Here is a 26,866-nt window from a genome sequence, read left to right on the forward strand (position 1 = left end):
GATGGTTCCGCCGGGCGACGGCCGTCCTGGCGTTTGCCCTCGTCACCACGGTTCCGGTGGCGGTGGTCGCCGAGCCCGCGCCGGCGGCCGGCTGTCACCGGTCGTCGTGCCATCACCATGACCCGCGGACGATGGGCTGCGGACCGGATGGGTGCAAGCCTGCGTGAAGAAACGGAACGACTGGGGCCATTTGCACTGCCCGCTACTGATCTCCCCGGGCGGGGCCGATCTCGTCGGCGACCATCTGGGCCGAGAGGGTGACCATGGGGAGGCCGCCGCCCGGGTGGACCGAGCCGCCGACCAGGTACAGGCCCTTGACCGGGCCGTGGTTGACCGGGCGCATCAGGCCGCCGGCGGTCCCGTAGATGGCCCCGCCGGGTGCGGCCGTGGAAACGGCCAGGTCGGCGGGGGTCCGGGTCTCCATGAAGGAGACGCGGTCGCGGATGTCCAGGCCGCGGCGGGCCAGGAGGTCAAGGACGTGTTTGCCGTACGCCTCGGCCAGCCCCGGGCGTCGCCAGTCGACCGACTGCCAGCCGGTGCCGTGCGGGGGAGCGTTCACCAGCACGAACCACGCCTCGGAGCCGGGCGGGTGGACCGTGGGGTCGCCGGCCCGGGTCACGAAGACGGTGGGGTCGGAGGCGGGGCGCGCCCGGTGTGAGGCGGAGCCGAAGATGGCGTCGAACTCGGCGTCGTAGTGGCTCGGGAAGAACACGTTGTGGTGGGCGAGCGACGGGGTCTCGCCGCGCACGCCGAGCAGCAGCACGAAGCCGGCCAGGCTCCGGTCGGTGAGCCCGGCCAGCCGGCCGGGGGTGGGCAGCAGATCGCGGTAGACCGTCACCGCGTCCACGTTGGACACGACGATGTCGGCGGGGACGACAGCCTCGGGCGTCCGTACGCCGCGGACCCGGCCGTCGACGGTTTCGATCGCGGTCACTGTGGTGTTCCGGACGATCCGGACACCGGCCGTGGTGCAGCGGCCGGCCAGGGCGGTGGCGATCGTGCCCAGACCGCCGGGGAGGTACCAGCCGCCGAAGGCCAGCTCGGCGTAGGGGACGGCGGCGTGGGCGGCCGGGGCGCGGCGCGGGTCGGCTCCGGTGTAGGTGGCGTAGCGGTCGAGCATCGTACGCAGCCGGGGGTCGCGCAGGTAGTGGCGGCCCAGGCCGCGCAGCGTCATGCCCGGGGCGATGGCCGCCAGGTCGCCGACCCGCCAGGTCAGGCCCAGCAGCGACGCGGGAGTGACCGGCTTGCGCAGTACCGAGCGCCACGAGGCGTTCCAGATGCGGGCGGCCCGCTTCCAGAAACGATCCCAGTCCTCGGCGGCGCCCGGGCCCAGGGTGCCGGCGATCCGCGACAGGAAGACGTCGTGGTCGGACGACGAGTCGAGGACCGTGCCGTCGGCGAAGAAGTGCCGCACCACCGGGTCGAGTTTCACCGGGTTCAGGTCGAGCTCGGTGAAGACCTGCGGCAGGGTCAGCAGGCTGGGCCCGGTGTCGAAGCGGAAGCCGTCCCGCTCGTGGACGCCCAGCTTGCCGCCGAGCACGCCCGAGCGTTCCAGCACCGTGACGTCGTGTCCCGCGCGGGCCAGGCGGACGGCCGCGGTCAGGCCGCCGACCCCCGCGCCGATGACGACAACTCTGCTCATACCGGCCTTCCTCGCCAGCTCAGCGCGCCGCGGCGGCGCCGCCGGAACGACCTCACGACCAACCACCCGAAAACCGCGATCGAGATCGGCTGGGCCAGGGCGTCGGGCCAGCTTCGGCCGCCCGTCGCGCTTGCGGAGATCACCCTTCCGAGCACACCCAGGCCGTACGCCGTCAGCGCGACCCCCGCCGCACCCCAAGAGCCCGTAAGGGCGAAGATTGCGGTTGCGAGCGGTGGGGACGCGTACAAGAAAAGAAGAAGGACCACGACGGCGCCGGCGCCGAAAGGCGTGCCGAACGATTTCCAGAGCGATTTGGCGTATCCGTCGGTCAGCTCGCGCCACGAGTCGTACATGCGGCAGGTGGCCAGCGGCGCGCCGGCGGCGAGGGCGATGCGGCCGCCCGAGCGTTTGACCGCGCGGGCCAGCTCGATGTCCTCGAGGATTTCGCTGCCGACCGCGGCGTGCCCACCGGCTTTCCGGTACGCGGCGTTGTCGATCACCAGCCACTGCCCGCCGGCCGCGGCGAGCGACGTGCGGCGGGAGCGTTCCATGGCCCGCAGCGGCAGAAATGTCAGCCACGACCATTGCAGCAGAGGCTGGACCAGGCGGCCGGCGCCGACGATCCTAGGGTACGGGGAGAGCAGGTCGACCCCGGCGTCGCGCAGGAGCGTGACCGCCGAGGCGACCGCGTCGGGAGTGAGCACGACGTCGGCATCCACGAAGGACAGCACGTCGGCCTCGTGCGCGGCGTCGGCCAGCTGCTGGCAGGCGTGCGGCTTGCCGAGCCGGCCGGGCGGCGGGGGAGTGCCGGTGAGCAGCACGACCTTGTCGCCGGCGATCGAGCGGACGATCTCGGCGGTGCCGTCGGTCGAGCCGTCGTCGAGCACATAGACGGTCAGGCCGGCGACGCCGCGCTGGGCCAGCAGCGACTCGAGGCAGGCGGTGACGCGCGCGGCCTCATCGCGTACGGGCAACAGCAGCGCCACCGTCTCACCGGTGACCGCGCCCCGCGGCACCCGGCGCAGGAGCAACGCGTTCACGGCGGTGTGCGCGGTCAGCGCGACCCAGGGCAGAAGCGCGAGCCAGATCATCGGCGCGGCCGTAGCCGCCACGCCACGGGCAGGACGGCGGCGCCCATGACTACGCCGCCCCACAGCGCGGAGCCGGGAAGATCCAGGAAGACGGCGTGGGCGAGCACTGAGGAAGCGTACGTCCAGAACCAGAGGGCCAGCATGGGCGCGTCCGCCGGCCGTGGCCCGGTCACCCCGGCCGTCCTCCACAGGACCGTCATGAGGAGCAGCGCGAAGCCCAGCCAGCCGAGATAGTTGCCGATCGGGATACCTGGAACACCCGGCAGGGCCGGGGTGGGCGACTCCCACCGCCAGTAGCCCTCGGCGACCATCTGCGGATCGAGGAAGAGATCCCAGGCGGCCAGGCCGAACGCGGCCACCGCGATCCGCGCCCGCGACGGCAGCCGCTGCACGGCCAGCCACGCCGGCCAGGCCATCCACGTCCAGGCGAGCGGGATGATCAGCGGGACGCCGAGCAGCTTCGGGCCGAGCTGGCCCGAGTAGACGTACGTGCCGAACGGGAAGCCGGTGGCGACGCCGATCGCCTCGACCGCGAAGCCGCCCAGCGTGGCCGTGCCGACCAGGGCCAGCGCGGCCCGCGGGCCCCGGCTGAGATAGGCGTGCGACACCGACAGCACGTAGCCCAGGACCACGGTGGCGACGGTGAAGCCGGCCCGGGTGTCACCGCTGGTGAGCGGGTAGCAGATCTGGAGCAGGACGAGCGCGCCGAGCAGAAACCAGGGAAGCCGCATTCAGATGCCGACGATGCCTGGTGCTTCCTCGGCCGGGCGCTCCACCAGTGGAAGGCCCCGGCCCAGGATGGCGAACTTGCGCTCGTCGCCCGGGAAGAGAAAATCGCGCAGCACGTCGGAGAAGCCGAACCGGCGGTACAGCCGCCAGGCCCGCGACTTGCGCTCGTCGGCCTCGGGGGTGGACAGCAGCACGGTCTCACCCTCGGCCATGGCCAGCAGCGCCCGCAGTTGCCGGGCGCCGACGCCGTGCCCCTGGGCGACCGGGCGCACGTGCAGCTCGACCACCTCGAAACAGTCGGCCAGCCAGCGCCGCCGGTCCACGTCGTCGAGCGCCGACCGCACCTGGTCGTGCCACCACTGGCCGGGCCCGGAGGTGTACCCGTAGCCGAAACCGGCCAGCCGGCCGTCGGTGGTCAGGGTGGCCACGGCCCGGAAACCGGCCCGGCGTACGTGGGCGCCGATGTAACCGCGGCGGGTCTGCAAAAGTTCCTGGCGGTAGCCCATCGCCTCGCCGTAGACGCCGACCACGTCGTCGAGCCGCCGCAGCAGGTCGTCCGGCTGCCACGCAACGAGCCTCATCGTCCGGTCCCGCCCCCTGCTCCGACATCTTCCGACAGCCAGCCCAGCACCGCCCGGTCGCCGCTGATCGCCTGAACGGCGAACCGCGCGAACAACTCTTCCGCGTACCACCGATCGGTCGGCGTCCGCGCGATCACCGCGCGATGCTCCGGCTGACGGTACGCGAATCGAGCCAGGTCCGCCGCATCACTCCATAGGCTGACAGTCCCTTGCCAGCCGATCGGCGCCTCACCCATCCCGAAGTACGCGAGCAGCCCAGGCGCCCCGTCCAGCTCCCGAACAACCGGCGGAATCGCCCGCCAGAAGGTGAGCGCCCGCGTCGGCCGAAGCCTCGCCCGGGTGAGAGAAAGAACCATCCCACCCGATTCGCGCCCCGCCGCCCCACCGCCGTGATTCGCTCCCGCGCCGTCGCCGTGACGCGCTGCTCCGCCACCGCCCGCTGCCGCGCCGCCGCCGTGACCCGCTGCCGCGCCGCCGCCGTGACCCGCTGCTCCGCCACCGCCCGCTGCCGCGCCGTCGCCGTGGCCCGCTGCCGCGCCGTGGCCCGCTGCCGCGCCGTCGCCGTTACCCGCTGCTCCGCCACCGCCCGCTGCCGCGCCGCCGCTGTTACCCGGTGCCGCGCCGCCGTCGTAGTCCGCTGCCGCATCGCCGGTACCTGCCGCCGCCGTGCCGCTGTTGCCCGCCGCCGTGCCGCTGTTGCCCGCCGCCGTGCCGCTGTTGCCCGCGGCCGTGCTGCCGGTGCTCGCCGCGTTGAAAGCCGCAATCCTGCCGTCCATATCCGATTTTTCGCTTTTGTCGGACGATGGCGGGAAGCTCTTGTCGGACGACGGCGCGGACCTTCTGTCCGATGACGGCGCGGACCTTCTGTCCGACGATGACCGGGAACTTCGGTCCGACGATGGCTGGAAATCTTTGTCCGACGACGGCGGGGAACTGCTGGCCGGGAGGGTTGAACGGCTTGTGGCCGGGAGCGTCGGGGCCAGCGAGAACGGCTCGCGGCCGGACCAGGTGCCGCGGCTGTGCAGCGGTATCAGGTCGATCGTGGCCCGCGCGATCGCTATCCGGTCCCACTCGGGGAAGCTCACCGGCTCGGCGCTGACGGTCACCGCGGCGTACCGCGTCACATCGGCGTCGCCGGGGCGGAAGCCGCTCGCCGTACCCAGGAACTTGGCGAAAGTCACGCCGGGCGGGACCTTGGGACGGGCCATGCGCAGCATGGCGGAGCCGACCCGCCGCGCGGGGACGCGCCAGACGTGCAGCGTGATCGGCATCAGGCCACGTCGGCCGGTGTGCCGGCGGTGACGCGCACCAGCTCGTCGTACGTGATCGGGAAAACCGCCTGGGGAACGCCGCCGGCCGCCCAGATCACCTCGTACTCCCGCAAGCTTTTGTCGATCAGCGTGCGCACCGGTTTCGGATGGCCGAGGGGTGCGACCCCGCCGATCGGCTGGCCCGTGTGTTCGCGGACGAACTCGGGGGTGGCGCGCTTGAGGTGTCCGATTTGGAGGCCTTCCGCCACTTTATCGGTGTTGACGCGGTGGGCGCCCGACGTCAGGACCAGCAGCGGCTCGCCGTCCGCGTCGAAGATCAGCGAGTTGGCGATCTGGCCGACCTCGATGCAGAGGGCGTCGGCCGCCGCGGCCGCCGTGTGCACGGCCTCGTCCAGGATGATCACCTGTGAGTCGGCGGCGCCGGCGGCGTCCAGCGCGTCCTGCACGGCGATGACGTTCGGGTGTGCCTGCATCCCACTATTCTCACCACCCGAACCGCTCCCGGTGCAGGCGGGCCGGTGGCACCCCCACCCGGCGGGCCGCTCGGAAGACCGCCTCGGCCCACGGGTCGGGCCCGCAGACGTAGACGTCGTGGCCGGCGATGTCCGGGGCCAGCGCCCGCAGCGCCTGCGCGTCGTCGTACTCGGCGTAGTCGGCCGGCAGCCAGGACGTGTCCGACGCGCGCGGGCCGACCAGCGGCACCAGCCGCACCCCGCGGTCGGCGGCCAGCCACTCCAGCTCCTCCAGGAACGCCACCTCGTGCGGATGCCGGGTGCGGTAGACCAGCGTGGCCTTCCCCCGCCCGTACGGCAGATCCCAGAGAAGCGCGAGCAGCGGCGTCACCCCGACACCGCAGGCCAGCATGGTCACCGGGCCGCCGGCGTACGTCGCCGCCGTCATCCGGCCGAACGGTCCCTCGATCAGCACGCGGGTGCCGGGCCGCAGCGTGGCGACGCGGGCGCTGCCGTCGCCGACCGCCTTCACCGTGATCCGCAGCGAGTCGCGGCGCGGCGGGCCGGAGAGCGAGAACGGGTTGCCGCGCAGGCCGGCCCGCCCGTCCAGGAAGCGCCACACGAAGTACTGGCCGGCCCGCGCCGGAAGCCTTTCCAGCTGCCGTCCTCGCAGGTAGACGGAGACGAGGCCGGGTGCTTCGGTCTTGATCCCTTGGACGACCAGCCGGTGCCTCGCCGTGCGCCAGATCGGCAGGCCGATGCGGAAGATCAGGATGGAGCCCGCGGCGATCAGATAGAGACCCCAGAAGTAGGCGCGCGCGGCCGGTGATCGGAAATCGCTGCCGAGCAGCAGCATGTGCGGCAGCGCCAAGGCGATGCCCGCGTAGGCGTACAAATGCAATAAATGCCATGACTCATAGCGCAGCCGACGTCGCCGGTGCCTCGTCGAAGTGATCACCACGAGCGTCAGGGCGGCCAGGGCCGCCACTGCCAGAACCATGCTCTCCAGGGCCAGGGTTTCCCACAGACGGCCCATTCGGGTGTACGCGATGACAGCCAGCCCCGTATGAGCGAGCAGCAGGGTGAACGACGCGAAACCGGTCCAGCGATGCCAGCGGGCGAGCGCGTCCTGCCCGTACGCCCGCTCGACCCACGGGATCCGGGCCATGAGCAGCACCTGGATCAGCAGCAGATCGGCCGACCAGAGCGCGGCCAGGCGTCCCGCGGCCGCGATCCCGCCCGGCGCCTCGCCCCGGTTGACGGTCCACAGTGCCGTGACGACGACCAGGCTGAACGCGGCGATGAACTTCGGCACGAGGCCTTTGTACGGTCTGTCTCGCGCGCGCGGGAGGGTCCCGTGAAGAAGCTAACGACTTACCAAATTTCGGTTATTTGCCCAGGCCAGTGGCCTCCACGCTGGCCTGCCAGAGCTCGTGGGCCCGTTGCGGGTCGGCGGCGTGCCGCGACGGTTGCCGGGGCTGGTGGCCCACGTAGTAGGCGCCGTTGACGACCGGGTTGTCGGCCAGCCAGACGAGAAGCTCGCCGGCCGTCTCCGGCGTCGTCAGGAACGGGGCGAAACGGTAGAAGAAGCGGGTCAGCTTGCCCGCGCCGAAGTCGCTGCGCACCACCCCGGGGTGGAAGGAGACGCTGGTGATGCCGGGCCAGCGACGGGCGGCCTCGGCGGCGAACAGGACGTTCGCCGCCTTCGCCTTGCTGTAGGCCTGCCAGCTCGTGTTCTTGCCGACGAAGTCGTGCGGGCCGGGTTTACCGCGCATGTGGGCCCGGGAGGCGGTGACCACCAGCCGCCCGATGCGCTCGTGCAACAGGCCGGCCAGCAGGAACGGGGCGAGGTGGTTGCTCTGCATGGTCGCCTCGAAGCCGTCCCGGGTGATCCGGTGCTCGGCCACCATGCCGCCGGCGTTGCTGGCCAGGACGTCGATGCGGGGGTAGGTCCGGTCCAGGTGGGCGGCGAGTTCCCGTACCTGGTCGAGGTCTTCGAAGTCGGCCCGCTGGACGTCGGGCTCCTTGTACGGGTCGGGCGCGTAGATCCGGACCGCGGCGTGCACGCGCTTCGCGGCCTCGGCCAGCTTGGCGGGGTTGCGCCCGACGAGGACGAGCTGGTCACCCTGCCGGGCGAACAGCTCGGCGGCGGCCAAGCCGATGCCGGAGCTCGCTCCGGTGATCACCACGATCCGGTCCATCTTCGGATCCTCCCTGTCGATCCTTCGTCCCGCAATCTCTGACTCAGGTCTTAGGTTGTACGGGTGGACGACATCGACCTGGTGCGCGACTTCAACCGGTACTACACGCGGCGCATCGGGGTGCTGAACGACGAATATCTGGGTCAGGGGAGGCCGCTGGGCGAGGCGCGCCTGCTGTTCGAGATCGGCGCCGGGGCCGACCTGCGCGACCTGCGGCGCCGGCTGGGGCTCGACTCGGGCTACCTGAGCCGGATGCTGCGGTCGCTGAGCTCGCAGGGGCTGGTCGCGGTGGCGCCACGGCCGGGCGACGCCCGGGTGCGGACGGCGACGTTGACGCCGGCCGGGCGGCGGGAGGTGGCCGAGCTGGAGGAGCGTTCCCGGGTGTACGTGGCGGAGCTGCTGGAGCCGTTGAGCCCGCGGCAGAGGGCCGAGTTGGTGGAGGCGCAGACGGCGATCCAGCGCCTGTTGCGGCTGGCCGCGATCACCCTGACCCCGGTGCCCGACGCCGCGCCGGAGGCCCGGTTCTGCCTGCGGGCGTACGCGGCGGAGCTGGTGACCCGCTTCCCGGAGGGTTACGACGCCGAGGGTGCCCTGCTGCCACCGGGCACCCTGCACGACGGCACCTTCCTGCTGGCCGCCGAGGAGGGCGAGCCCGTCGGCTGCGGGCTGTGGCAGGGCGGCTCCCCGGGGACGGCGGAGATCCGGCACCTGTGGGTCAGCCCCCGTGCTCGTGGGCTGGGGCTGGCGCGGCGGCTGCTCGCGGCCCTCGAGGCCGACGCCGCGGCCCGCGGCGTCACGACGGTCCGCCTGGGTACCCACTCCACGCTGGTGGAGGCCATCGCCCTCTACCGCAGCGCCGGGTACCGGGAGATCCCGCCGTACGACGAGTCCCCGTACAACCAATTGGCCTTCGAGAAGCCCCTCTGATCCTTTTCCTCCCGTGTGACGCATGCCACAACACGACGGGGGCGCCGCGCACGCGGAGTTGCTTTTTTGTCGTACACGAGTGCTAGTCTCTTCCTTAGTTAGAACGGATGTTCGAACGAGCGTCCGCTCTGACGCCGGGGGCCGAGTTTCGCGGCTCGGCGCCCGGTGCGCGGCACCCGCGAAGTGCCGCGCGTGAGGCACCGGGCATTCGCGGGCCCGGGGCCTTCAGACAAGGCAGGACCGTCGTCCGCTGCCCCCGACCCCCGGGTGGCGGGCGACGGACCCGCCGGTGAGTCCGGCCGGGTGTGGTGTGGGGAAGCTTCACGCCCGGCCGGCTGCCCCTGAACGGCAAGCTGCTGCGTCTTCCTCCGCAGCTGATCGGTTCGACCAGTTCGTCGGATGCGACACACGCGAGGAGAAACCATGGCGAGCAACACGGCGCCGGCCCTCACCCAGGTGCCCGGTGCCCACGCGCCCGGTGCCCAGGTGCCCGGTCTGGCGCACGCGCCGACCGCGGCTCGGGCCGAGGCGCCCACGGTTCCGGCGCACATGCTGCCGCAGCGCACCCCAGCCCAACTGCTGACCATCGCCCGCCAGGGCCTCGACGAGGCGGCACGCACCCGCCCCGACGGCCTGCGCTACGCCGCGGCCCACCTGGCCGCCCTGCGCGCCGCCGCCGCGGTCCTGGCCGCCCGCGCCCGCCCGGCCACGTCCACGAGGCGCAGCCGCGTGACCAGCGTCTGGTCGCTGCTGGTTCTGGTCGCCCCCGAGTTCGGCGAGTGGGCCAACTACTTCGCCCTGGGCGCCGGCAAACGAGCCGCCGCCGAGGCCGGCATCCCCCGCGTGGTGAGCCCCCGCGAGGCCGACGACCTCCTTCGAGCCGCCGAACAGTTCGTGGCTGTCGTCGAGTCCGCCCTGGGCCTGGCCTACCAGCCCCGCCTGGCCGCCTGACGCCGTCGCAGTGAGCCGGGGCAGCCCTCGGCTCGATTCCGCATGCCCGCTTCCGCGGGACAGCCGGTGGGAGCGACCGGCGCAGACATGGCCCCCGCCTTCGCGATCGTGCGGCGGCGCGGGCCCGGACGGCAGCCGCCACGGAGGGCGGCCCGTTCGAAGAAGCCGTTTCCCGATGACCTGGACTCGTCGGTGCCGGTCGCGGTTCCGGGCGATGCGTCGCCGGCTTCGCGCGCGATGGCGTCACGTGCTTTACCGGCGGTGGTCGCCGGCTTCGCACGCGATGGCGTCACGTGCTCTGCCGGCGGTGGTCGCCGGTTTGGGCGATGGCATCACGGGCTGGTCGGCGATGGCCGCCGGCTGGGCGACGGCGTCACAGGCTTGCTGGCCGGGACGAGAGCAACAGAGCGAGGCAACACATGGCGGGACGCATGAGCAGCGGTGCGGCCGCCCTTGCTGAACTGGTTCGGGCGGCCGGGGAGACCGAGACCAGCGGCGTGCAGCGGATGCTGCCGGTGGCCCCCGAGCTGAGCGGTCTGCTGCCCGGGCGCGGCCTGCGGCGCGGCAGCACCGTCGCGGTCACCACCGGCCGCGAGGCCACCGCCGGCGGTGGAACGTCACTGCTGCTGGCCCTGCTCGCCGAGGCTTCCCGGGCCGGTTCGTGGTGCGCCGTCGTCGGCGTACCCTCACTCGGCGCCATCGCCGCCGCCGAAAGCGGCGTGGCCCTGGACCGCCTGGCCCTGGTCCCCGACCCCGGCCCCGAGTGGCCCACGGTGGTGGCCGCCCTGATCGACGGCGTCGACGTGGTCGTCACGGCCGTCCCCGGCGGCGTCTCCGGCTCGATAGCCTCCCGCCTGGTAGCCCGGGCCCGCCAGCGCGGAAGCGTCCTGGTCCCCTTCGGCGCCTGGTCCGGCGCCGACGTCACCTTGCACGTCACCGCCGCCCGCTGGGAAGGCCTGGGCGCAGGCCACGGCCGCCTGCGCCGCCGCGAGGTAACCATCCGAGCCCACGGCCGAGGCGCCGCCGCCCGCCCCAAACAGGCCACCATGTGGATGCCCGGCATCACCATCCGCCCGATCACTCTGCCCCCGGCACCCTCCGTCGGCGACCCCAGCCCGCACCGCCCTCCCGCACATTCACCGCCCACCCAGCCTTCCTCGCACCCACCCGCCCAGCCTTCCGCGGTATCGCCCGCGGGGTCTTCCGCGGTCTCGTCCGGCCAACCTCTCCCGGCGTCTTCCGAAGCTGCGTCGTCCACTGGGTCTTCCGGGGTCCCGAGCGACCAGACCCGGGCGGTTGCGACTGGTCAGCCCTCGACGGTTTTGCCCGCGATGGGCGGTTCTTCCGGCGCTCCGGTGCGGGCGGCCGGGTCGGACTCGGGGCGGCGGCTGGCCGTGGTCGGGGCGCCGCCCGCCGTTGACTCCCGGGCCGCTGTGGTTGCTTCTTCGGGGGAGGGCTCCTCGGTGCCTCCTTCGGGACACGGGTCCCCTGTGGACGGTGTGCGGGCGGGGGATGAGCTGGGGCAGGTGCTGCGGCTTCGGGCGGGGCGGCTTCGGGCCGAGTCGGCGGCGGTGGTTTGAGTGGCTGTGGCGGGGACGACCGGGGCGGCGGGGATCCGGACGATGCTGCTCTGGTGTCCGGACTGGGCCGTGGTGGCGGCCGAGATCGTGGAAGGGGTGCCGGCGGCGGGGGCGGTCGTCGTGTTGCGGGGGAACCGGGTGGTGGCCTGTTCGGAAGGGGCGCGGCGGGAGGGCGTACGGAAAGGACTGCGACGCCGGGAAGCGCAGAGCCGATGCCCTCAGCTGGTTGTCGTCGAAGACGATCCCGGGCGGGATGCCCGGGCCTTCGAAGCCGTGGTGGCGGCCGTCGAAGAAGTGGCGGTCGGGGTCGAGGTGATTCGGCCGGGGGCGTGCGCGTTCGCCGCTCGGGGGCCGGCGCGGTACTTCGGTGGGGAGGAAGCGGCCGCCGAGCGGATCGTGGAGCAGGTCGCGCAGCAGTGCGAGGTGGAGAGTCAGGCCGGCGTCGCCGACGGGGTCTTCGCGGCGGGGCTGGCGGCGCGGAAGGGGCTGCTGATTCCGCCGGGGGAGACGACCGCTTTCCTGGCCGGGGAGCCGATCGAGGCGCTGGAACGGCCCGAGCTCATCGACCTGCTCAAGCGGCTCGGCATCACGACGCTGGGCGACTTCGCCCGGCTGCCGGCGGGGGACGTGCTCGGCCGCTTCGGGTTCGACGGGGCGCTCGCGCATCGGCTCGCCGGCGGTTTCGATCACCGGCCGCTCGCGGTGCGGAAGCCGCCGCCGGATCTGGAGGTCGAGGAGACGTACGACGAACCGCTGGAAAGGGTCGATGTGGCGGCCTTCGCCGGAAGGGCCCTCGCCGAGCGGTTACATGACGGGCTCTCGGCGTACGGTCTGGCCTGCACCCGCCTCGGCATCGAGGCGATCACCGCCGACGGCCAGGAACTGCACCGCGTCTGGCGCCACGACGGCACCCTGACCGCCGCCGCCATCGCCGAACGCGTCCGCTGGCAACTCGACGGCTGGCTGACCGGCGCCCGCCGAGGCGCCCCGGCCCGCCCCACCGCCGGCCTGGTACGGCTGCGGCTGATCCCCGACGGCGTCCTCGTCCACTTGGGACTGCAGCCCGGCCTGTGGGGCGACACCGGCGCCGAACGGGAACGGGCCCACCGAGCCTTCAGCCGCGTGCAGGGCCTGCTCGGCCCCCACGCCGTCGTCACACCGGTCCTCGGCGGCGGCCGCTCCACCGACGACCAGATCCGCCTGGTCCCGTGGGGCGACGAACGCGACCCCACCCGCCCCTCGACCACCCACGACGACCCCATCCCCGGCGTGCTCACGGCTCCGCTGCTGCCGCGTTCCACAGCGCCCGCCTTGAGCCCCGACCTGCCCGATTACGAACCCCCAACCCCCAACCCTCTTCCGGAGGTACGCCCGGAGCACCCCGACGACGGCACGGTGATCGCCCTGTCCTCGCGCCGTAAGACACCCCCTACCGGACCTGTCCCGTCCTGGGAGGAGTTGGAGCGCCCGCCCGCCTCCACCCCACCAAAAACGGATTTTCCCGGTACGGCCCGGGGCGGCTTGGCCTCGGTTTCCCACCTTTCCGACCACCGACCCACGCAGCCACCCGCCGTGCCGCCCACGTCCGCTGCGCCGCAGACACCCATCTCTGTCGTGCCGCCCACGTCCGCCGCGCCGCAGACACCCATCTCTGTCGTGCCGCCCACGTCCGCCGCGCCGCAGACACCCATCTCCGTCGTGCCGCCCACGTCCGCTGCGCCGCAGACACCCACCTCTGTCGTGCCGCCCACGTCCGCTGTGCCGTTGGCGTCTGTTGCGTCCTCGGCGGCTGCCGGTGGAGGTGCGGCGGCCGGGAGCGAGTCGGGCTCGCCGGGTGAGGTCACAGTGCTCGCGGTACGGCCGTGGGCTCAGCGAGTCGGGCGCAAACCCCCCAAACCGCCGGTTCGGCCGCCGTGGCCGGGGCGGCTTCCCAAGCCGGCGCCGGCGCTCGTGCTGCCGCAGCCGTGGGGGGCCGTGGTCCTTGACGAGAACGGGACGCCCGTGGGGGTCAGCGCTCGGCTCGAGCTCACCGGCGAGCCGTCCGCTGTCGTGGTCGAGCGGGGCCAGCCGGTGGAGATCACCGGTTGGGCCGGGCCGTGGCCGCTCGACGAACGGTGGTGGGCGGCCGGCGAGGCGCGGCGGCGGGCCCGCTTCCAGGTTGTTCTCGCCGACGAGCGAGCGTTCCTGCTGGTTCTCGCTTCGGGACACTGGGCTGTCGAGGCCGTCTATGACTGACGTCGCGATGGCTGGCACACGTCTGGGCGAACACCCAAGCTTGTCCACAGTCCACCGGTTGTCCACAGGACGCCCCCGCGATCTTGCGCTTCGCCGTCAGACTGGAGCAGGCGGGGGCCCCCTCGGGAGGGCGGGCTCTGTGGGCGGGGCGGGCTCTGTGGGCGGGGCGGGCTCTGTGGGCGGGAGCTCTCGTGGGCTTCAATAACCCCGGTATCCCCTGGTCGGAGCTGGAGGGCGCGCTCTCCGGCCGCAAAGGCAAGCAGCCCGAGTATGTCGTCGATCCGCTCGCGGTGGACGGGGACGGTGGGGACTCGCCCGCCTGGTCGCGCAAGCGTCAACCGTACGAAGCGCCCGCTCTCATCAAGGGCGAGAACCGTACCCCGTACGCCGAGCTGCATTGTCATACCAACTTCAGCTTTCTGGACGGGGCCAGCCACCCCGAGGAGCTGGCCGAGGAGGCCGCCCGGCTCGGCCTGAACGGGTTGGCCGTCACCGACCACGACGGGTTCTACGGGGTGGTCCGGTTCTCGCAGGCCGCCCGTGAGCTGGGGCTGCCCACTATTTTCGGTGCGGAGCTCTCCCTGGATCTTTCGCGGCCGCAGAACGGTGAGCCTGATCCCGAGGGGCGTCATCTTCTCGCTCTCGCGCACGGCCATGAGGGTTATGCCCGGCTGGCCCGGGTGATCTCGCGGGGGCAGCTGGCCGGTGGGGAGAAGGGCCGGCCCGCGTACGGCGATCTGGAGGATGTCGCGGCGGAGCTGCGTGACCACGTGCTCGTGCTGACCGGCTGCCGCAAGGGCAGTGTGCCCCTGGCGCTGGCCACCGAGGGGGTGGAGGCCGCCGCGTACGAGCTGGACCGGCTTGTCGCTCTTTTCGGGCGGCCCAATGTGGCGGTCGAGTTGACCTCGCACGGCGACCCTTATGACGACGACCGCAATGATGTTTTGTTCGCGCTGGCCGAGAGCCGGCATCTGGAGGTGGTGGCCACCAATAACGTCCACTATGCGATTCCGGCCCGGCGGCGTCTCGCCACCGCTCTCGCCGCTGTTCGGGCTCGGCGCAGCCTGGATGAGATCGACGGCTGGCTGCCCGCGGCCGGTACCGCGCATCTGCGTGGCGGGGATGAGATGGCGCGCCGGTTCGCCGCTTATCCGGGTGCGGTCGCCAATGCCGCGATGTTCGGTGAGGATCTCGCCTTCGACCTCAATCTGGTCGCGCCGAAGCTGCCCGATTTTCCGATTCCCGAGGCGGGCCACACCGAGATGAGCTGGCTGCGCGAGCTGACCATGCGCGGCGCCCGCGAGCGTTATGGGCCGCCGGAGGCGCATCCGAAGGCGTACGAGCAGATCGAGTACGAGCTGCGCATGATCGAGGAGCTTGGCTTCCCGGGGTATTTCCTGGTCGTCTACGACATTGTCGAGTTCTGCCGGAACAACCGGATCTACGCGCAGGGCCGCGGTTCGGCCGCCAACTCGGCCGTCTGTTACGCGCTGCGTATCACCAATGTGGACGCGGTCGCCCACAATCTGCTTTTCGAGCGTTTCCTGGCTCCGGAGCGGGACGGGCCGCCCGACATCGACGTGGACATCGAGTCGGATCGGCGCGAGGAGGTCATTCAGCACGTCTACCGCAAGCACGGCCGTGAGCACACCGCGCAGGTCGCGAACGTCATTTCCTATCGGCCGCGGTCGGCCGTGCGGGACATGGCGAAGGCTTTCGGTTTCTCGCCGGGCCAGCAGGACGCGTGGAGCAAGCAGATCGACCGGTGGGGCAGTGTGGCCACGGTCGATGTCGAGGGTATTCCGGAGCAGGTGGTCTCGTACGCCAATCAGGTCCAGGATTTTCCCCGGCATCTCGGCATCCATTCGGGCGGCATGGTGATCTGCGACCGCCCGATCATCGAGGTGTGCCCGGTCGAGTGGGGCCGGATGCCGGGCCGGACCGTGCTCCAGTGGGACAAGGACGACTGCGCCGCCATCGAACTGGTCAAATTCGACCTGCTCGGGCTCGGCATGTTGTCGGCGCTGCGCTACGCCCACGAGATGATTCAGTCCGAGTTGGACATCGGTTCGATGGATCTGACCGATTCCGAGGTGTACGACATGCTGTGCCGCGCCGATTCGGTGGGCGTCTTCCAGGTGGAGAGCCGCGCGCAGATGGCGACGCTGCCCCGGCTGAAGCCGCGCGAGTTCTACGACCTGGTGGTGGAGGTCGCGCTCATCCGGCCCGGCCCGATTCAGGGTGGTTCCGTTCATCCGTACATCAGAAGGAAGAACGGCCTGGAGGAGATCACCTATCCGCATCCCCTCATGCGCAACGCCCTGGAGAAGACGCTCGGCGTCCCGCTTTTCCAGGAGCAGTTGATGCAGCTGGCGATCGACGTCGCCGGTTTCGACCCGGCCGAGGCCGACCAGTTGCGCCGGGCGATGGGCTCGAAACGGTCGGTCGAGAAGATGGACCGCATCAAGGACCGCCTCTATGGGGGTATGGCCGAGCGGGGGATCACCGGCGAGCTGGCCGACGACCTTTTCCTTAAGCTCTCCGCGTTCGCCAGTTACGGCTTTCCGGAGAGCCATGCGATGAGCTTCGCCTATTTGGTGTACGCGAGCGCGTGGCTCAAGCGCTATCACCCCGCCGCCTTCTGCGCGGCTCTGCTGAACGCCCAGCCGATGGGTTTCTATTCGCCGCAGTCGCTGGTCGACGACGCCCGCCGGCACGGCGTGGAGGTCCGCCGCCCGGACATCAATCTCAGCGACGCCGCGGCCGTTCTCGAATCGACCCCGCAGACCCGATGGGGGTCATTACCGGGCGAGCCGCCGCACGCCTGGGGATTGGGTGGCCCGGCTGTGCGTCAGGGTCTTTCTTCCGTTCGTACGCTGGGAGAGGAGCTGGCCGAGCGCATCGAGGAGGAACGCCGGGCGAACGGGCCTTTCACCAGCATGACGGATCTGTCGCGCCGGACCGGGTGCACGACGGCCCATCTGGAGGCGCTCGCCACGGCCGACGCGTTCGCCGGGTTCGGGCTGACCCGCCGCGAGGCCCTGTGGGCGGCCGGCGCCGCCGCCCAGGACCGGCCGGACCGCCTCCCGGGCACGGTGACCGGCACCGACGCCCCGATGCTGCCCGGTATGAGCGAGGTCGACGAGCTGGTGGCCGACGTCTGGGCCACCGGGTTGTCCCCGGACTCGCATCCGGCCCAGTTCATCCGGGCCGAGCTGGACCGGGCGGGCGCGCTGCCGATCTCCCGGCTGGGCGCCGTCGAGGCGGGCACCCGCATCCGGGTGGGCGGCATCGTCACCCACCGTCAACGGCCGGCCACCGCGGGCGGGGTCACCTTCGTCAACCTCGAGGACGAGACCGGGATGCTCAATGTGACCTGTTCGCCCGGGCTGTGGCAGCGCTACCGGCGGGTGGCCCGCACCAGTTCGGCGCTGATCGTCAGGGGGCGGCTGGAGAAGTCCGAGGGGGTGCTCAACCTGGTGGCGGACCGGCTCGAGGCGGTGACCCCGCCGGTGACGCCGGCCTCCCGCGACTTCCGGTAACCGGCAGGATCAGCCCTCGTTACCCTTGAGGACGATTTGTCGGTTTTAGGGGGCTTCTGTGTTCACGACTCTGCTTACTTCCGTCGCCGCTCTGGCTGCTCTTCTGCCCGGTCCGGTCGCCGACCCCAAGCCGTACGGGTCGCCGCCGCGCCCGACCGAGCCGAAGGTCGCGCTCAAGCTCCAGTACACGTCGGAGTCCGGCTTCGCCATGGCCGTCACCCTGGACTGCGAGCCCTCCGGCGGCGGGCACCCCAAGCCCGAGGCGGCCTGCGAGACCCTGAGCGCCGTCGGCGCCGACCCCGACCGGATCGAGCCGAAGACCACCGCCTGCGTCATGATCTACGCCCCGGTGACGGCCGAGATCACCGGCGTGTGGCGCCGCATGCCGGTGAAGTGGACCCACAAGTTCGGCAACACCTGCGAGATGCGCCGCGCCACGGGCGTCCTGTTCGAGTTCTGACCAGGGCTCCACAAGCGCGACCCGGGCACAGGGCCGTTACGCTGCGCGTGTGGAAATCGCATCGACGCGTACCGCCCGACCGCTCGTGACCACCCGGACCGCTGCCGTCTGGGCGGTGCTCCGGCGGGAGCTGGAGCGGAACGCCGGCCGCGAGCTGACCGTGATCGACGTCGGCGGCGGTACGGGCGGGTTCGCCGTGCCGCTGGCCGAGGCCGGCCACACCGTCACCGTCGTCGACGCCAGCCCCGACGCGCTGGCCGCCCTGACCCGCCGGGCCGCCGACGCCGGCGTGGCCGACCGGGTCCGGGCCGTCCAGGGCGACGGCGACGCGCTCGCCGGCCTGGTCGAGCCGGCCAGCGCCGACCTGGTTCTCTGCCACGCGGTCCTCGAGGTCGTCGACGACCCGGCCTCCGTGGTCACCGCCATCGCGGCCGCGCTGCGCCCCGGCGGAGCGGTGAGCCTGCTGGTCGCGAGCAAGGCCGCGGCCATCCTGGGCCGCGCGATAAACGGTCACCTCGGTGCGGCCGCCGCGGTCGCCGCCGACCCCGAGGGCCGGGCCGGCGCCCGCGACACCCTGCGCCGGCGCTTCGACGCCGAAAGTGCCACGGCTCTCCTGCGCTCGGCGGGTCTCGAGCCGGAGGAGACCCATGGGGTACGGGTTCTGGCCGACCTCCTGCCGGCCGCTGTCGTCGAGGAGGACCCGCAGGCCCTGCTGGCGCTGGAGCTCGAGCTGTCCTCCCGGCCGCCGTTCCGCGACATCGCCTCCCAGCTGCACGTCTTCGCCCGCCACTCGTGACATGTCGATCCCCCGGCGTACGGCGGCGTCACTGTCCGAGGAAGAGGCGCTGACCGGGCGGATCCCGCCCGACACGCAGCCCGCCATGACCGGGCCGCTCGTCGTGCCCGGCGATCGGTTGCCGGACAACGCCTTCCAGCCGGTCCGCCCGGCGTACGGCAGTGCAAGCCTGGCCGAGGTCCTTCCCAGCGCCAGCGCGGTGCTGGGGGTGCCGGGGGCGGCCGACACGCTCGGGCTGCGGGAACGCCTCGACGGCGTCGACCGGATCGCGGTGCTTCTCGTCGACGGGCTTGGCGCCTACCAGCTGCCGGTCATGCACCCGTACACCCCGGTCTTGAACGAACTGGTGACCGGATCACGGACCGTGACCACCGGCTTCCCCTCCACCACACCGGTCAGCCTCGTCACGGTGGGCACCGGGGCGCCGCCCGGCGCGCACGGGGTACTCGGCTTCACCACGCGGCGGCCGGACGGGCGGCTGCTCAACCACGTCCACTGGAACGACGACCCGGACCCGGCGGCCTGGCAGCCGGTGCCGACACGCTTCGAGCTGGCCGAGGCCGCGGGGGTGCGGGCCACGCAGGTGGTGCGCCCCGAGTTCGAGGGAAGCGGCCTCACGGTGGCGGCCTATCGGGGAGCGGCGTTCCGGAGCGCTTCCGAGGGGGCCGAGCTCGCCGATCAGATGCTGGAGGCGCTGGCGGCCGGACCGTCGCTGGTCTACGGCTACCACGCCGATCTGGACAAGACCGGTCATCTGTACGGGGTCGACTCGCGCTACTGGCGCATGGCCGCACAAGGAGTGGACCGCCTGGTCGACCGGCTGGTCCACGGGCTGCCGCCACGCTCGGCGCTTCTGGTGATCGCCGACCACGGGCAGCTCAACGTGCCGGTCGAGTCCCGCTACGACATGGCTGACGATCCGGCGCTGTCGGACGGGGTGGTGACCGTGGCCGGCGAGCCGCGGGTCCGCTACCTGCACGCGGAGCCGGGTGCGACGGACGACCTGATCGCGGCCTGGCGCTCGGTCATGGGCGGCGACGCGTGGGTCATGACCCGTGACGAGATCATCGACGGCGGCTGGTTCGGCCCGGTCCCGGCCGGACACCGTTCCCGCGTCGGCGACGTGGTGATCGTCTGCCAGAACCGGGCGGTCGCCCTGGCCAGCGGCTGGGAGCCGCCGCCGGTGGGCCGCCTGATCGCCTACCACGGCTCGGTGACCGCCGCCGAGATGACAGTCCCGCTCCTGATCGCCCGCGCGTGACTCGTTCCCACGGCATTTTTGTCAGAGGGTCCGGCTAGCCTCGCTGACGTGGGACGAAGCCAGGCAGTGCCGAGGGGGCGGGACCCGCGTTTCGGGCCCGATGCCGACGACGCGGGGTGCACGATCCTGCACGTCGACATGGACGCCTTCTTCGCGTCCGTCGCCGTGCGGGCCGACCCCTCACTGCGGGGCAAACCGGTGGTCGTCGGCGGCGTCGGCCCGCGCGGCGTGGTCAGCTCGGCCAGTTACGAGGCCAGGAGGTACGGCGTACGCAGCGCCATGCCCACCGCCCGGGCCCGCCAGCTCTGCCCGCGAGCGATCTACCTCCCGGTCGACGGCCCGGCCATCGGCGAGGCCTCCCGGGCCGTCATGGCGATCTTCCGGGACGTGACGCCCCTGGTCGAGCCGCTCTCCTCCGACGAGGCCTTCCTCGACGTGGCCGGCGCGCAGCGGCTGCTCGGACGCCCCGTCGAGATCGCCCAGCTGATCCGCCGGCGCATGCTCGAGGAGCAGCGGCTGACCTGCTCGGTCGGTGTCGCCTCGACCAAGTTCGTGGCCAAGCTCGGCTCGACCCGGGCCAAGCCCGACGGCGTGGCCGTCATCCCGCACGAGCTCGTCCTCGACTTCCTCCACCCGCTGCCGGTCGACGCGCTCTGGGGCGTGGGCGAGCGAGCGGCCGAGACGCTGCGCCGGCTCGGGCTCAGCACGGTCGGGGAGATCGCCCACGCGCCGGTGAGCATGCTCCGGGGCGCGCTCGGCGACGCCTCGGCCACCCACCTGCACGAGCTGTCGTGGGGCCGCGACCCGCGCCGGGTCACCCCCGAGCGCGAGGAGAAGTCGATCGGCGCCGAGATGACGTTCGACACCGACGTGGCCGATCCGCTCCTGATCCGGCGCAGCCTGCTCGCCCTCTCCGAAAAGGTCGGAGCCCGTCTGCGCGCGAGCGGCCACGTCGGCCGGACGATCGCGATCAAGGTACGGCTGGCCGACTTCCGGACCGTCAACCGATCTCGCACGGTGCCCACGAGCACCGATGTGGCACGTGAGATTTTCGAGACGGTTTGGAATTTGTTCACGGCCCTGGGCGCGCGCGACCACATTCGTCTGGTCGGCGTCCGGGTCGAGGGCCTGACCGCCGCCGCGACCACATCACGCCAGCTCAGCCTGGGCGAACCGGAGCGCGGCTGGCGCGAGGCGGAGGCCGCGACCGACGCGGTGATCGCCCGCTTCGGCCGGGCCAGCGTCGGTCCGGCCAGTCTTTTGGGACAAAGCGATCTACGCCGAACCGAAAATCACCCGCACTCGACGGTCGTCCCGCTTTCCGACCCGCCAACCCCCTCGTAGACTTGCTCGGTAAGGCAGCCGACGGCTGTCCCGAGCCACTTACCTTAGTGACACCCCGACTCCAACCCGAGGAGTCGGTTACGCGCCCGGGGAGGAATGCCGTGCCGCTCTCGGAGCACGAGCAGCGGCTGTTCGATCAGATCGAGCGGTCGCTTGCCGAGGACCCCAAATTCGCCTCGGCTGTGCGGGCCAGCGACCCGCGTTTCCACGCACGGCGCCGGCTCCTCATCGCCGCGTTCGTGATCATCCTTGGCCTCGCCCTGGTCGTCTACGGGACGGTCAGCAGCAACACACCACTCGGCGTGGCCGGCTTCGTCGTCATGCTCGGCTCGGCCGCCTTCGCGATGCAGTCCCGTCGCAAGGGCTCGGCCCCCGACCTCCACGCGGTGGGCGGCACAGCCACCCGCCGCACCCGCCAGACCCGCAAGTCAGGCTTCCTGGACCGCCTGGAGGACCGCTGGCGCCAGCGTCCCGAGGGCCACCGCTGAAGCCCACAACCACATAGCGTGCCGACCGGCCCCGCCGGCCGGCCCCAGCCCACCTGACCAGCCTCCGGCCCAGTCAGCGGGGCTCCGAGCCGATGCCCAAAGACACCGGCAGCGCAAGATGGCGGCCTCAGGCCGCCATCTGCCGTTTCCCCACGCCCACCACAGGCCCACCGCAGCCCTTTGATCCCTGCGGCGCCTTGCCCTTCGCTGCCTTGCCCTTCGCTGCCTTGCCCGGCGGCGCCTTGCCCTTCGCTGCCTTGCCCGGCGGCGCCTTGCCCTTCGCTGCCTTGCCCTTCGCTGCCTTGCCCGGCGGCGCCTTGCCCTTCGCTGCCTTGCCCGGCGGCGCCTTGCCCCCTCGCTGCCTTGCCCGGCGGGCCTTACCCCTCGCTGCTTGCCGCGTCGGTGCCTTGCCGCGTCGGTGTCTTGCCCGGCGGTGCCTTGCCCGGCGGTGTCTTGCCCGGCGGTGCCTTGCCCGCCACGAGCACTCTGCCCGCAGCCTGCGACCGCCGCAGCTTGCTGCCCTTGCGCTTCGCTGCCCACCCACATCCGTGCCCGGAGGCTTCGGCCCACGTGTTCGCTCGGCCCACTTGCTTCCACTGGCCGCCCGCGCTGAGTGCTCCGCTTAGGCGCCCCGGGGTTAGGGCCGTTCGCGCGACGTGCTTTGGGCGTGCCGGGGTGAGGGCCGTTCGCGCGGCGGGCTGCTGCTTGGGCGTGCCGGGGTGAGGGCCGTTCGCGCGGCGTGGCGCTGCTTGGGCGTGCTGGGGTGGGGCCGTTCGCGCGGCGGGCCGCTGCTTGGGCGTGCCGGGGTGAGGGCCGCTCGCGCTGAGGGATGCCTGTGCTGGGAGCCGTGGCACGATCGTGGCGTGATTGCGGCTGTGTTGTTCGATCTCGATGACACGTTGGTCGATCAAGGGGCGGCGGAGCGGGCGGCTGTTGTTCAGTGGGCCGCTCGGCTCGGGGTTGACGGGGGCGACGTTCCCGGTCGTTGGGCTCGGGTGTCGGAGCGGCACTACGAGCGGTATCAGCGGCGGGAGATCGGGTTTTCCGCGCAGCGGCGGGAGCGGGTTCGGGAATTTCTCGGTGCGGCTCTCAGCGACGCGGAGACGGATGGGCTTTTCGCCGGCTATCTGGAGCTGTACGAGGCCGGCTGGGCTCTGTTTCCCGATGCTGTTCCGGCTCTTCGGCGGGCTCGGGATGCGGGGCTGGTCGCTGCCGTCTTCACCAATGGGGAGGAGGGGCAGCAGCGGCGGAAGCTGGAGCTGCTGGGGCTGCTGCCCGAGGTTGATCTGATGGTGGCCTCGTCGACGCTTCCGGCGGGGAAGCCTGATCCGCGGGCGTTCCGGCGGGCGGTCGAGTTGGTGGGAGTTGAGGCGCCGGCGGCCCTGATGGTGGGGGATTCGCTGGGTAAGGATGTGCTCGGGGCGCGGGCGGCCGGTCTGGAGGCGGTTCTGCTTGACCGGGGTGGTGTTCACGCCGAGGTGGGGGTGCCGCGGGTTCGGTCGTTGGACGAACTGGACTTTGCGGCACTGAGGACGAAAGTGCCGCCGCCCGTGGTGGGCGGCGGCACCTTTGTCAGCGACCGCGGTTGGCCAGCAGGCGGCGTGGGCTGAAGCGGGACAGGAAGTCGCGGACGCGGCTTCCGGCGCCGACCAGTTTGGCTGAGGAGTCGGCCAGGCCCAGGCGCCAGCGCATCAGGACCGACGGTGGGAGCAGGGTCGCGGTCAGGCGGGTGCGCCTGGTCGCGGAGCGGGCCAGGCCACGGCGTACGTCGTTGAGGGCCGCGGTCAGCTCGCCGCCCTGCAGCGGCTTGCGGGCGTACCTTGCCCGTTCCTCGGCCGTGCCGAGCAGGGTGGCCGAGGTGGCCGACTCGTCGATCAGCACGGCGTCGGTGATGAGGCGCTGGGCGGTGACCCGGGGGGTCTCCGACGGGTCCAGGGGGACGCGATAGTCGACCATCGTGTCCAGCAGTTCGTCCCAGGCCGCGTGCGCGTCCTCTCTGGCCTTCGTGGTCTCGGACGTCACCACCACGTCGGGGCGGCCCGACTGGGCCTCAGTCAACGCTGTCACCCGGGGGACCGTCGCCGCGTAGCGGTGGCGGCGGACCAGGACGCGGCGCAGGGCCGGCACCAGCAGCAGGGCCAGGACCAGGGCGATCAGCGCGACGATCAGCAGCGTGGTGCCCAGGTTGCTGTTGTCGCTGGTGGTCGTCGTGCCGGACGCGCCCGAATCGCTGAAGTCGGGGCGGTCGGGGCGCTCGACGCCGCCGGCCGGGCCCGACGCCTCGGCGCCGGGCGCCACCGTCGTCGCCGTGGACGGCGCCGTGGACGGCGGGAGCTCGGTGTCGGGTGCCCAGTCGGAGCGGGCGGCGCCGCGGACGCCGGCCGACGGGGTCGCGTCGAACGGGATCCAGCCGAAGCCCTGCAGGTAGACCTCGGTCCAGGCGTGGGCGTTCTTGTTCGTGATGACGTACGTGTTGCCGTCCCGGCCGTCGCCGCGGGTGAAGCCGAACGCCACCCGGGCCGGAATGCCGGCCTGGCGGGCCATCCAGGCCAGTGCCGCCGCGTACTGCTGGCAGTATCCGACCTTGTTCTGCAGGAACGACGCGATCTCGGTGCTGTTGTTCGCCGGCTGCGTCGACAGGCTGTACACGAAGCCGTTCTTGGACGAGAAGTAGTCGTACAGCGCCCGGATCTTGTCATATTGGTTGGTTTTGCCGGCGGTGAGCCGGGTGACCAGCGCCGCCACCGTCGGGTCGTCCGGGTGGGCCGTGTTCAGCCGGACGATCGGGTCGTCCGGCGCGAGCGGCTCGGCCTGGCGCAGGTCGGCCGGCTGGTAGCGGGCCCGCACGTAGTTGAACTTGTACTCCAGCTCCTTGGTGGAGTTGCGGTTGGAGTACACGACCTGCTGGTTGTTGTCGTAGAACCAGCCGCGTGCGAGGCCGTCGACCGCCACCGTGTTCTGGTAGACCGGCAGCATGCCCTGGCTGAGCTTGTTGCTGATCTTCACGTCGGCCGTGAACTGCTGGTAGCTGCCGCCCGCCGTGCCCGTGCGCGGGTCGGGCATGCCGGCCGCGACCGCCTGGCCGCTGGGGGAGCGGCTGCCGAAGCCCAGGTTGGTGAGCTGGTCGGCGACGCCGAAGCGCAGATAGAACGGCGTGGTCTCGTTGGTGGTCAGCCGTACCAGCTCGACCGTCTCGCTCTGGGTGAGGTTGCCGCTGAGCGAGGCGAACAGGTTGATCCGCCCGCCGGTGCCACCGCCGCCCGTGCCCGTCCCGGTACCGGTGCCGCTCTGGGTGAGCTGGGAGAGCAGGCCGCCGGTGATCGTCGGCACGGCCAGCGGCAGCAGCACCGCCGCGGCCACGCCGATCACGCCGAGGCGGCGGCCGGCCGCGGCCAGCGGGGACGGCTCCCACACGTCGACGTCGCGGCCGTCGCCGGTGAAGCGGCGCCCGAACCGGCGTACCCGGTCGATGTTGTCGGAGACCAGCAGCCAGAGGAAGCCGACGGCGCCGACGATGAACGGGAGGACCGGGACGCTGTCGATGTAGACCGCGACCGGCACCGAGTAGATCGCCAGCATGGGCAGGCCGGCCAGGGCCGGGCGGCGCACCACCACGGTCAGCAGGTCGACCGCGATCGCCACCGATCCGATGCCGAGCACCGTGACGAAGAGCAGGCCGTCGCGGTCGGGTACCGGCACCGCGTACGACCGGGTGTCCTGACCGGCCTGGGTGAACAGGTCGGCGAAGTGGCCGAAGGTGGACGGCGTCGGCACCAGGAACTCGTGCCCGCTGGGGAACATCCAGGTCAGCATGAGCAGCAGTACGACGATCATGCTGAGCGCCTGGGCCCAGGTGGGGAACCGCAGCGACCGCGCGGCGAACGCCGCACCGGCGATGAAGCCCACCACGAGCAGGCACATCATCAGCCATTTCCAGCTGTCGAAGATCGACGAGATCGGCGCGGCGGCGAGCAGCGTCGCCCCGGCCGCGACGAGCCCCAGTCGGCGGGGGCCGGTCATCGGATGACTCCTCCCACTGTCTCGGCCATCGCGGCCCGCCAGGCGAAGCCGCTGGAGCCGCGCGCGGCGGCCGGCCAGAGCTGCGGCAGCGTCGACCCGTGCACGACCGGCACGGAACGCCAGCCGTTCTGCACCAGGGCCAGCGCCGCGGCCGCGTGCTCGCTGTCGGACTCCTGTCGCTCGCCCGGGCTCAGGTTGACCCAGGTCGAACTGTCGATGGCGAAGCCGATGCAGGTCGCGCCGTTGCCGCGCAGACCGGCCAGCAACTCGGCCTCGGGCACGGTGAGCGAGCCGAAGATGCCGATCACCAGCCCGCCGTCGGAGCGGCGGCGGACCTGCTCGACCAGGATCGAGATGTCACCGTTCTGCGCGGTCGTGACGTCGGCCAGGGTGTCCAGGATCACGCCCTCGCCGGCCACCTCGGCCGCGTCGATGTCGATCCCCGAGCCGGTCACCAGGCGCAGCTTGTAGCCCTGCTGGCGCAGGTGCATGGCGATGCTGGCGGCGGCCGACACGGCCCACTCGAAGCTGGCCGTCGGGCCCTCGCCGCGGTGGGCGAAGACCCGGGTGTCGAGCACGACCGTGGCCCGGCTCTCCCAGGGCTGCTCCTCACGGCGGACCATCAATTCGCCGGTACGGGCCGTGGAGCGCCAGTGCACGCGGCGCAGGTCGTCGCCGCGGCGGTACTCGCGGGTGGCCGCGTCGTCCTCGCCGTGCACGGCGACCGAGCGGGCCCGGCTGTCGCCCGTGCCCGCGTACTCACCGGCCAGCCGGACCGTCGGAAGAGTGACCACCTGGGGGATCACGACGAGCTTGTCGACGCTGGGGAACGAGCGGGTCAGCTCGCACAGGCCGAACGGATCGGTGAGCCGGATGACCAGCGGGCCGATCGGGTAGCGGCCGCGCACGTCGGCCCGGACCGTGTACGCCACCGAGCTGGCCTGGTGGGCGCCGAGGCGTTCCAGGACCACGCGCGGGCGGCTGCCCAGCGCGTACGGCAACCGGTCCTCCAGCAGCAGCGTGCCGGTGGGCAGGCGGGACATGTTCTGCAGGCGCAGGATCACCCGGGCGCTGGAGCCGACCGGGGCGCGGCCCGGGTCGAGCGACCGGGTGCAGGCCAGCTTGTAGCGGCTGCGGCCCACGTACGCGGCGGCGAGCAACGGCAGGGCCGCGAGCAGCACGGCCACCCGCAGCAGGTCACGCTCGCCGAGAATGATCGCGGAGATGCCCGCCGCGGCTGCCGCGGCGAGGAACGATCGGCCGCGGGTGGTGAGCCCGCGGAGGGCCTCCCTCAT

Annotated in this window: 19 protein-coding genes and 3 pseudogenes; 12 read left to right on the forward strand and 10 right to left on the reverse strand. The window is 72.2% G+C overall.

The window, feature by feature from the left end:
* Nucleotides 1–202: 202 nt before the first annotated feature.
* The 8 genes and pseudogenes from crtI to AB0C26_RS26720 form a co-directional block, all read right to left on the reverse strand.
* Complete coding sequence (gene crtI / locus AB0C26_RS26685) at nucleotides 203–1,642, reverse strand: phytoene desaturase family protein (RefSeq protein ID WP_360252902.1); 1,440 nt, start codon at nucleotides 1,640–1,642, stop codon at nucleotides 203–205.
* Complete coding sequence (locus AB0C26_RS26690; RefSeq protein WP_360252905.1) at nucleotides 1,639–2,733, reverse strand: glycosyltransferase; 1,095 nt, start codon at nucleotides 2,731–2,733, stop codon at nucleotides 1,639–1,641. The genes crtI and AB0C26_RS26690 overlap by 4 nt, the downstream gene beginning before the upstream one ends.
* Nucleotides 2,730–3,464, reverse strand: a complete 735-nt coding sequence (locus AB0C26_RS26695) for a carotenoid biosynthesis protein (RefSeq protein WP_360252908.1) — start codon at nucleotides 3,462–3,464, stop codon at nucleotides 2,730–2,732. The genes AB0C26_RS26690 and AB0C26_RS26695 overlap by 4 nt, the downstream gene beginning before the upstream one ends.
* Entirely contained in the window at nucleotides 3,465–4,043 is a 579-nt protein-coding gene (locus AB0C26_RS26700; RefSeq protein WP_360252911.1) for a GNAT family N-acetyltransferase, read from the reverse strand. It lies immediately after the preceding gene.
* Nucleotides 4,040–4,408 (reverse strand): annotated as a pseudogene (locus tag AB0C26_RS26705) (spheroidene monooxygenase); the annotation flags it as partial. The gene AB0C26_RS26700 and the pseudogene AB0C26_RS26705, both read right to left, overlap by 4 nt.
* Before the next feature lie 905 nt (nucleotides 4,409–5,313).
* Entirely contained in the window at nucleotides 5,314–5,787 is a 474-nt protein-coding gene (locus AB0C26_RS26710; protein WP_360252914.1) for a YbaK/EbsC family protein, read from the reverse strand.
* 10 nt (nucleotides 5,788–5,797) lie between these two features.
* Nucleotides 5,798–7,081 carry a ferredoxin reductase family protein gene (locus AB0C26_RS26715; RefSeq protein ID WP_360252917.1) on the reverse strand — a complete coding sequence of 428 codons (1,284 nt, stop codon included), beginning with the start codon at nucleotides 7,079–7,081 and terminating at the stop codon, nucleotides 5,798–5,800.
* A 73-nt stretch (nucleotides 7,082–7,154) separates the two neighbouring features.
* Entirely contained in the window at nucleotides 7,155–7,967 is an 813-nt protein-coding gene (locus AB0C26_RS26720) for an SDR family NAD(P)-dependent oxidoreductase (protein ID WP_360252919.1), read from the reverse strand.
* Nucleotides 7,968–8,030: 63 nt separating this feature from the next.
* On the opposite strand from AB0C26_RS26720, the gene AB0C26_RS26725 reads away from it, so the two are divergent.
* The 12 genes and pseudogenes from AB0C26_RS26725 to AB0C26_RS26780 all read left to right on the forward strand — a co-directional run bounded on the left by AB0C26_RS26725 (nucleotide 8,031) and on the right by AB0C26_RS26780 (nucleotide 23,161).
* Nucleotides 8,031–8,894 carry a helix-turn-helix domain-containing GNAT family N-acetyltransferase gene (locus AB0C26_RS26725; protein ID WP_360252922.1) on the forward strand — a complete coding sequence of 288 codons (864 nt, stop codon included), beginning with the start codon at nucleotides 8,031–8,033 and terminating at the stop codon, nucleotides 8,892–8,894.
* A 549-nt stretch (nucleotides 8,895–9,443) separates the two neighbouring features.
* Nucleotides 9,444–9,845: an SAV_6107 family HEPN domain-containing protein gene (locus tag AB0C26_RS26730; RefSeq protein ID WP_360253162.1), complete on the forward strand. Its 402-nt coding sequence runs from the start codon at nucleotides 9,444–9,446 to the stop codon at nucleotides 9,843–9,845.
* Between the two features lie 419 nt (nucleotides 9,846–10,264).
* Nucleotides 10,265–10,906: pseudogene (locus AB0C26_RS26735) on the forward strand (hypothetical protein); the annotation flags it as partial.
* Nucleotides 10,907–11,467: 561 nt separating this feature from the next.
* Nucleotides 11,468–11,890: pseudogene (locus AB0C26_RS26740) on the forward strand (DNA polymerase Y family protein); the annotation flags it as partial.
* A gap of 3 nt (nucleotides 11,891–11,893) precedes the next feature.
* A complete protein-coding gene (locus AB0C26_RS26745; RefSeq protein WP_360253164.1) occupies nucleotides 11,894–13,660 on the forward strand; it encodes a DNA polymerase Y family protein in 1,767 nt (588 codons plus the stop codon).
* A gap of 191 nt (nucleotides 13,661–13,851) precedes the next feature.
* Complete coding sequence (locus AB0C26_RS26750) at nucleotides 13,852–17,202, forward strand: error-prone DNA polymerase (RefSeq protein ID WP_360252925.1); 3,351 nt, start codon at nucleotides 13,852–13,854, stop codon at nucleotides 17,200–17,202.
* A 58-nt stretch (nucleotides 17,203–17,260) separates the two neighbouring features.
* Complete coding sequence (locus AB0C26_RS26755; protein WP_360252928.1) at nucleotides 17,261–17,662, forward strand: SSI family serine proteinase inhibitor; 402 nt, start codon at nucleotides 17,261–17,263, stop codon at nucleotides 17,660–17,662.
* Between the two features lie 49 nt (nucleotides 17,663–17,711).
* A complete protein-coding gene (locus AB0C26_RS26760; RefSeq protein WP_360252931.1) occupies nucleotides 17,712–18,458 on the forward strand; it encodes a methyltransferase domain-containing protein in 747 nt (248 codons plus the stop codon).
* 85 nt (nucleotides 18,459–18,543) lie between these two features.
* Nucleotides 18,544–19,719, forward strand: coding sequence for a nucleotide pyrophosphatase/phosphodiesterase family protein (locus tag AB0C26_RS26765; RefSeq protein ID WP_360253166.1), 1,176 nt, complete (start codon nucleotides 18,544–18,546; stop codon nucleotides 19,717–19,719).
* A 48-nt stretch (nucleotides 19,720–19,767) separates the two neighbouring features.
* Nucleotides 19,768–21,063, forward strand: coding sequence for a DNA polymerase IV (dinB, locus tag AB0C26_RS26770; protein WP_360252934.1), 1,296 nt, complete (start codon nucleotides 19,768–19,770; stop codon nucleotides 21,061–21,063).
* Between the two features lie 101 nt (nucleotides 21,064–21,164).
* The gene (locus tag AB0C26_RS26775; protein WP_360252937.1) at nucleotides 21,165–21,551 is read left to right on the forward strand and encodes a DUF3040 domain-containing protein; all 387 of its coding nucleotides are present in this window, start codon (nucleotides 21,165–21,167) and stop codon (nucleotides 21,549–21,551) included.
* An 863-nt stretch (nucleotides 21,552–22,414) separates the two neighbouring features.
* Nucleotides 22,415–23,161 carry an HAD family hydrolase gene (locus AB0C26_RS26780; RefSeq protein ID WP_360252940.1) on the forward strand — a complete coding sequence of 249 codons (747 nt, stop codon included), beginning with the start codon at nucleotides 22,415–22,417 and terminating at the stop codon, nucleotides 23,159–23,161.
* On the opposite strand, the gene AB0C26_RS26785 is transcribed toward AB0C26_RS26780, so the two are convergent.
* Together AB0C26_RS26785 and AB0C26_RS26790 are read right to left on the reverse strand one after the other, a co-directional pair.
* The gene (locus AB0C26_RS26785; protein ID WP_360252943.1) at nucleotides 23,124–25,571 is read right to left on the reverse strand and encodes a DUF3488 and transglutaminase-like domain-containing protein; all 2,448 of its coding nucleotides are present in this window, start codon (nucleotides 25,569–25,571) and stop codon (nucleotides 23,124–23,126) included. The genes AB0C26_RS26780 and AB0C26_RS26785 overlap by 38 nt on opposite strands.
* Nucleotides 25,568–26,866 carry a DUF58 domain-containing protein gene (locus AB0C26_RS26790; protein ID WP_360252946.1) on the reverse strand — a complete coding sequence of 433 codons (1,299 nt, stop codon included), beginning with the start codon at nucleotides 26,864–26,866 and terminating at the stop codon, nucleotides 25,568–25,570. The genes AB0C26_RS26785 and AB0C26_RS26790 overlap by 4 nt, the downstream gene beginning before the upstream one ends.

It is taken from the genome of Actinoplanes sp. NPDC048796 (assembly GCF_040650035.1).
In the GTDB taxonomy this organism is placed as follows: domain Bacteria; phylum Actinomycetota; class Actinomycetes; order Mycobacteriales; family Micromonosporaceae; genus Actinoplanes.

Bases quoted from the DNA above. Each gene is read 5' to 3' on its own strand.
- AB0C26_RS26720 (WP_360252919.1), bottom strand. From the start codon at position 7,967: ATGGACCGGATCGTGGTGATCACCGGAGCGAGCTCCGGCATCGGCTTG.
- AB0C26_RS26710 (WP_360252914.1), bottom strand. From the start codon at position 5,787: ATGCAGGCACACCCGAACGTCATCGCCGTGCAGGACGCGCTGGACGCC.
- AB0C26_RS26700 (WP_360252911.1), bottom strand. From the start codon at position 4,043: ATGAGGCTCGTTGCGTGGCAGCCGGACGACCTGCTGCGGCGGCTCGAC.
- AB0C26_RS26695 (WP_360252908.1), bottom strand. From the start codon at position 3,464: ATGCGGCTTCCCTGGTTTCTGCTCGGCGCGCTCGTCCTGCTCCAGATC.
- AB0C26_RS26785 (WP_360252943.1), bottom strand. From the start codon at position 25,571: ATGACCGGCCCCCGCCGACTGGGGCTCGTCGCGGCCGGGGCGACGCTG.
- AB0C26_RS26765 (WP_360253166.1), top strand. From the start codon at position 18,544: ATGACCGGGCCGCTCGTCGTGCCCGGCGATCGGTTGCCGGACAACGCC.
- crtI (WP_360252902.1), bottom strand. From the start codon at position 1,642: ATGAGCAGAGTTGTCGTCATCGGCGCGGGGGTCGGCGGCCTGACCGCG.
- AB0C26_RS26730 (WP_360253162.1), top strand. From the start codon at position 9,444: ATGCTGCCGCAGCGCACCCCAGCCCAACTGCTGACCATCGCCCGCCAG.
- AB0C26_RS26690 (WP_360252905.1), bottom strand. From the start codon at position 2,733: ATGATCTGGCTCGCGCTTCTGCCCTGGGTCGCGCTGACCGCGCACACC.
- AB0C26_RS26790 (WP_360252946.1), bottom strand. From the start codon at position 26,866: ATGAGGGAGGCCCTCCGCGGGCTCACCACCCGCGGCCGATCGTTCCTC.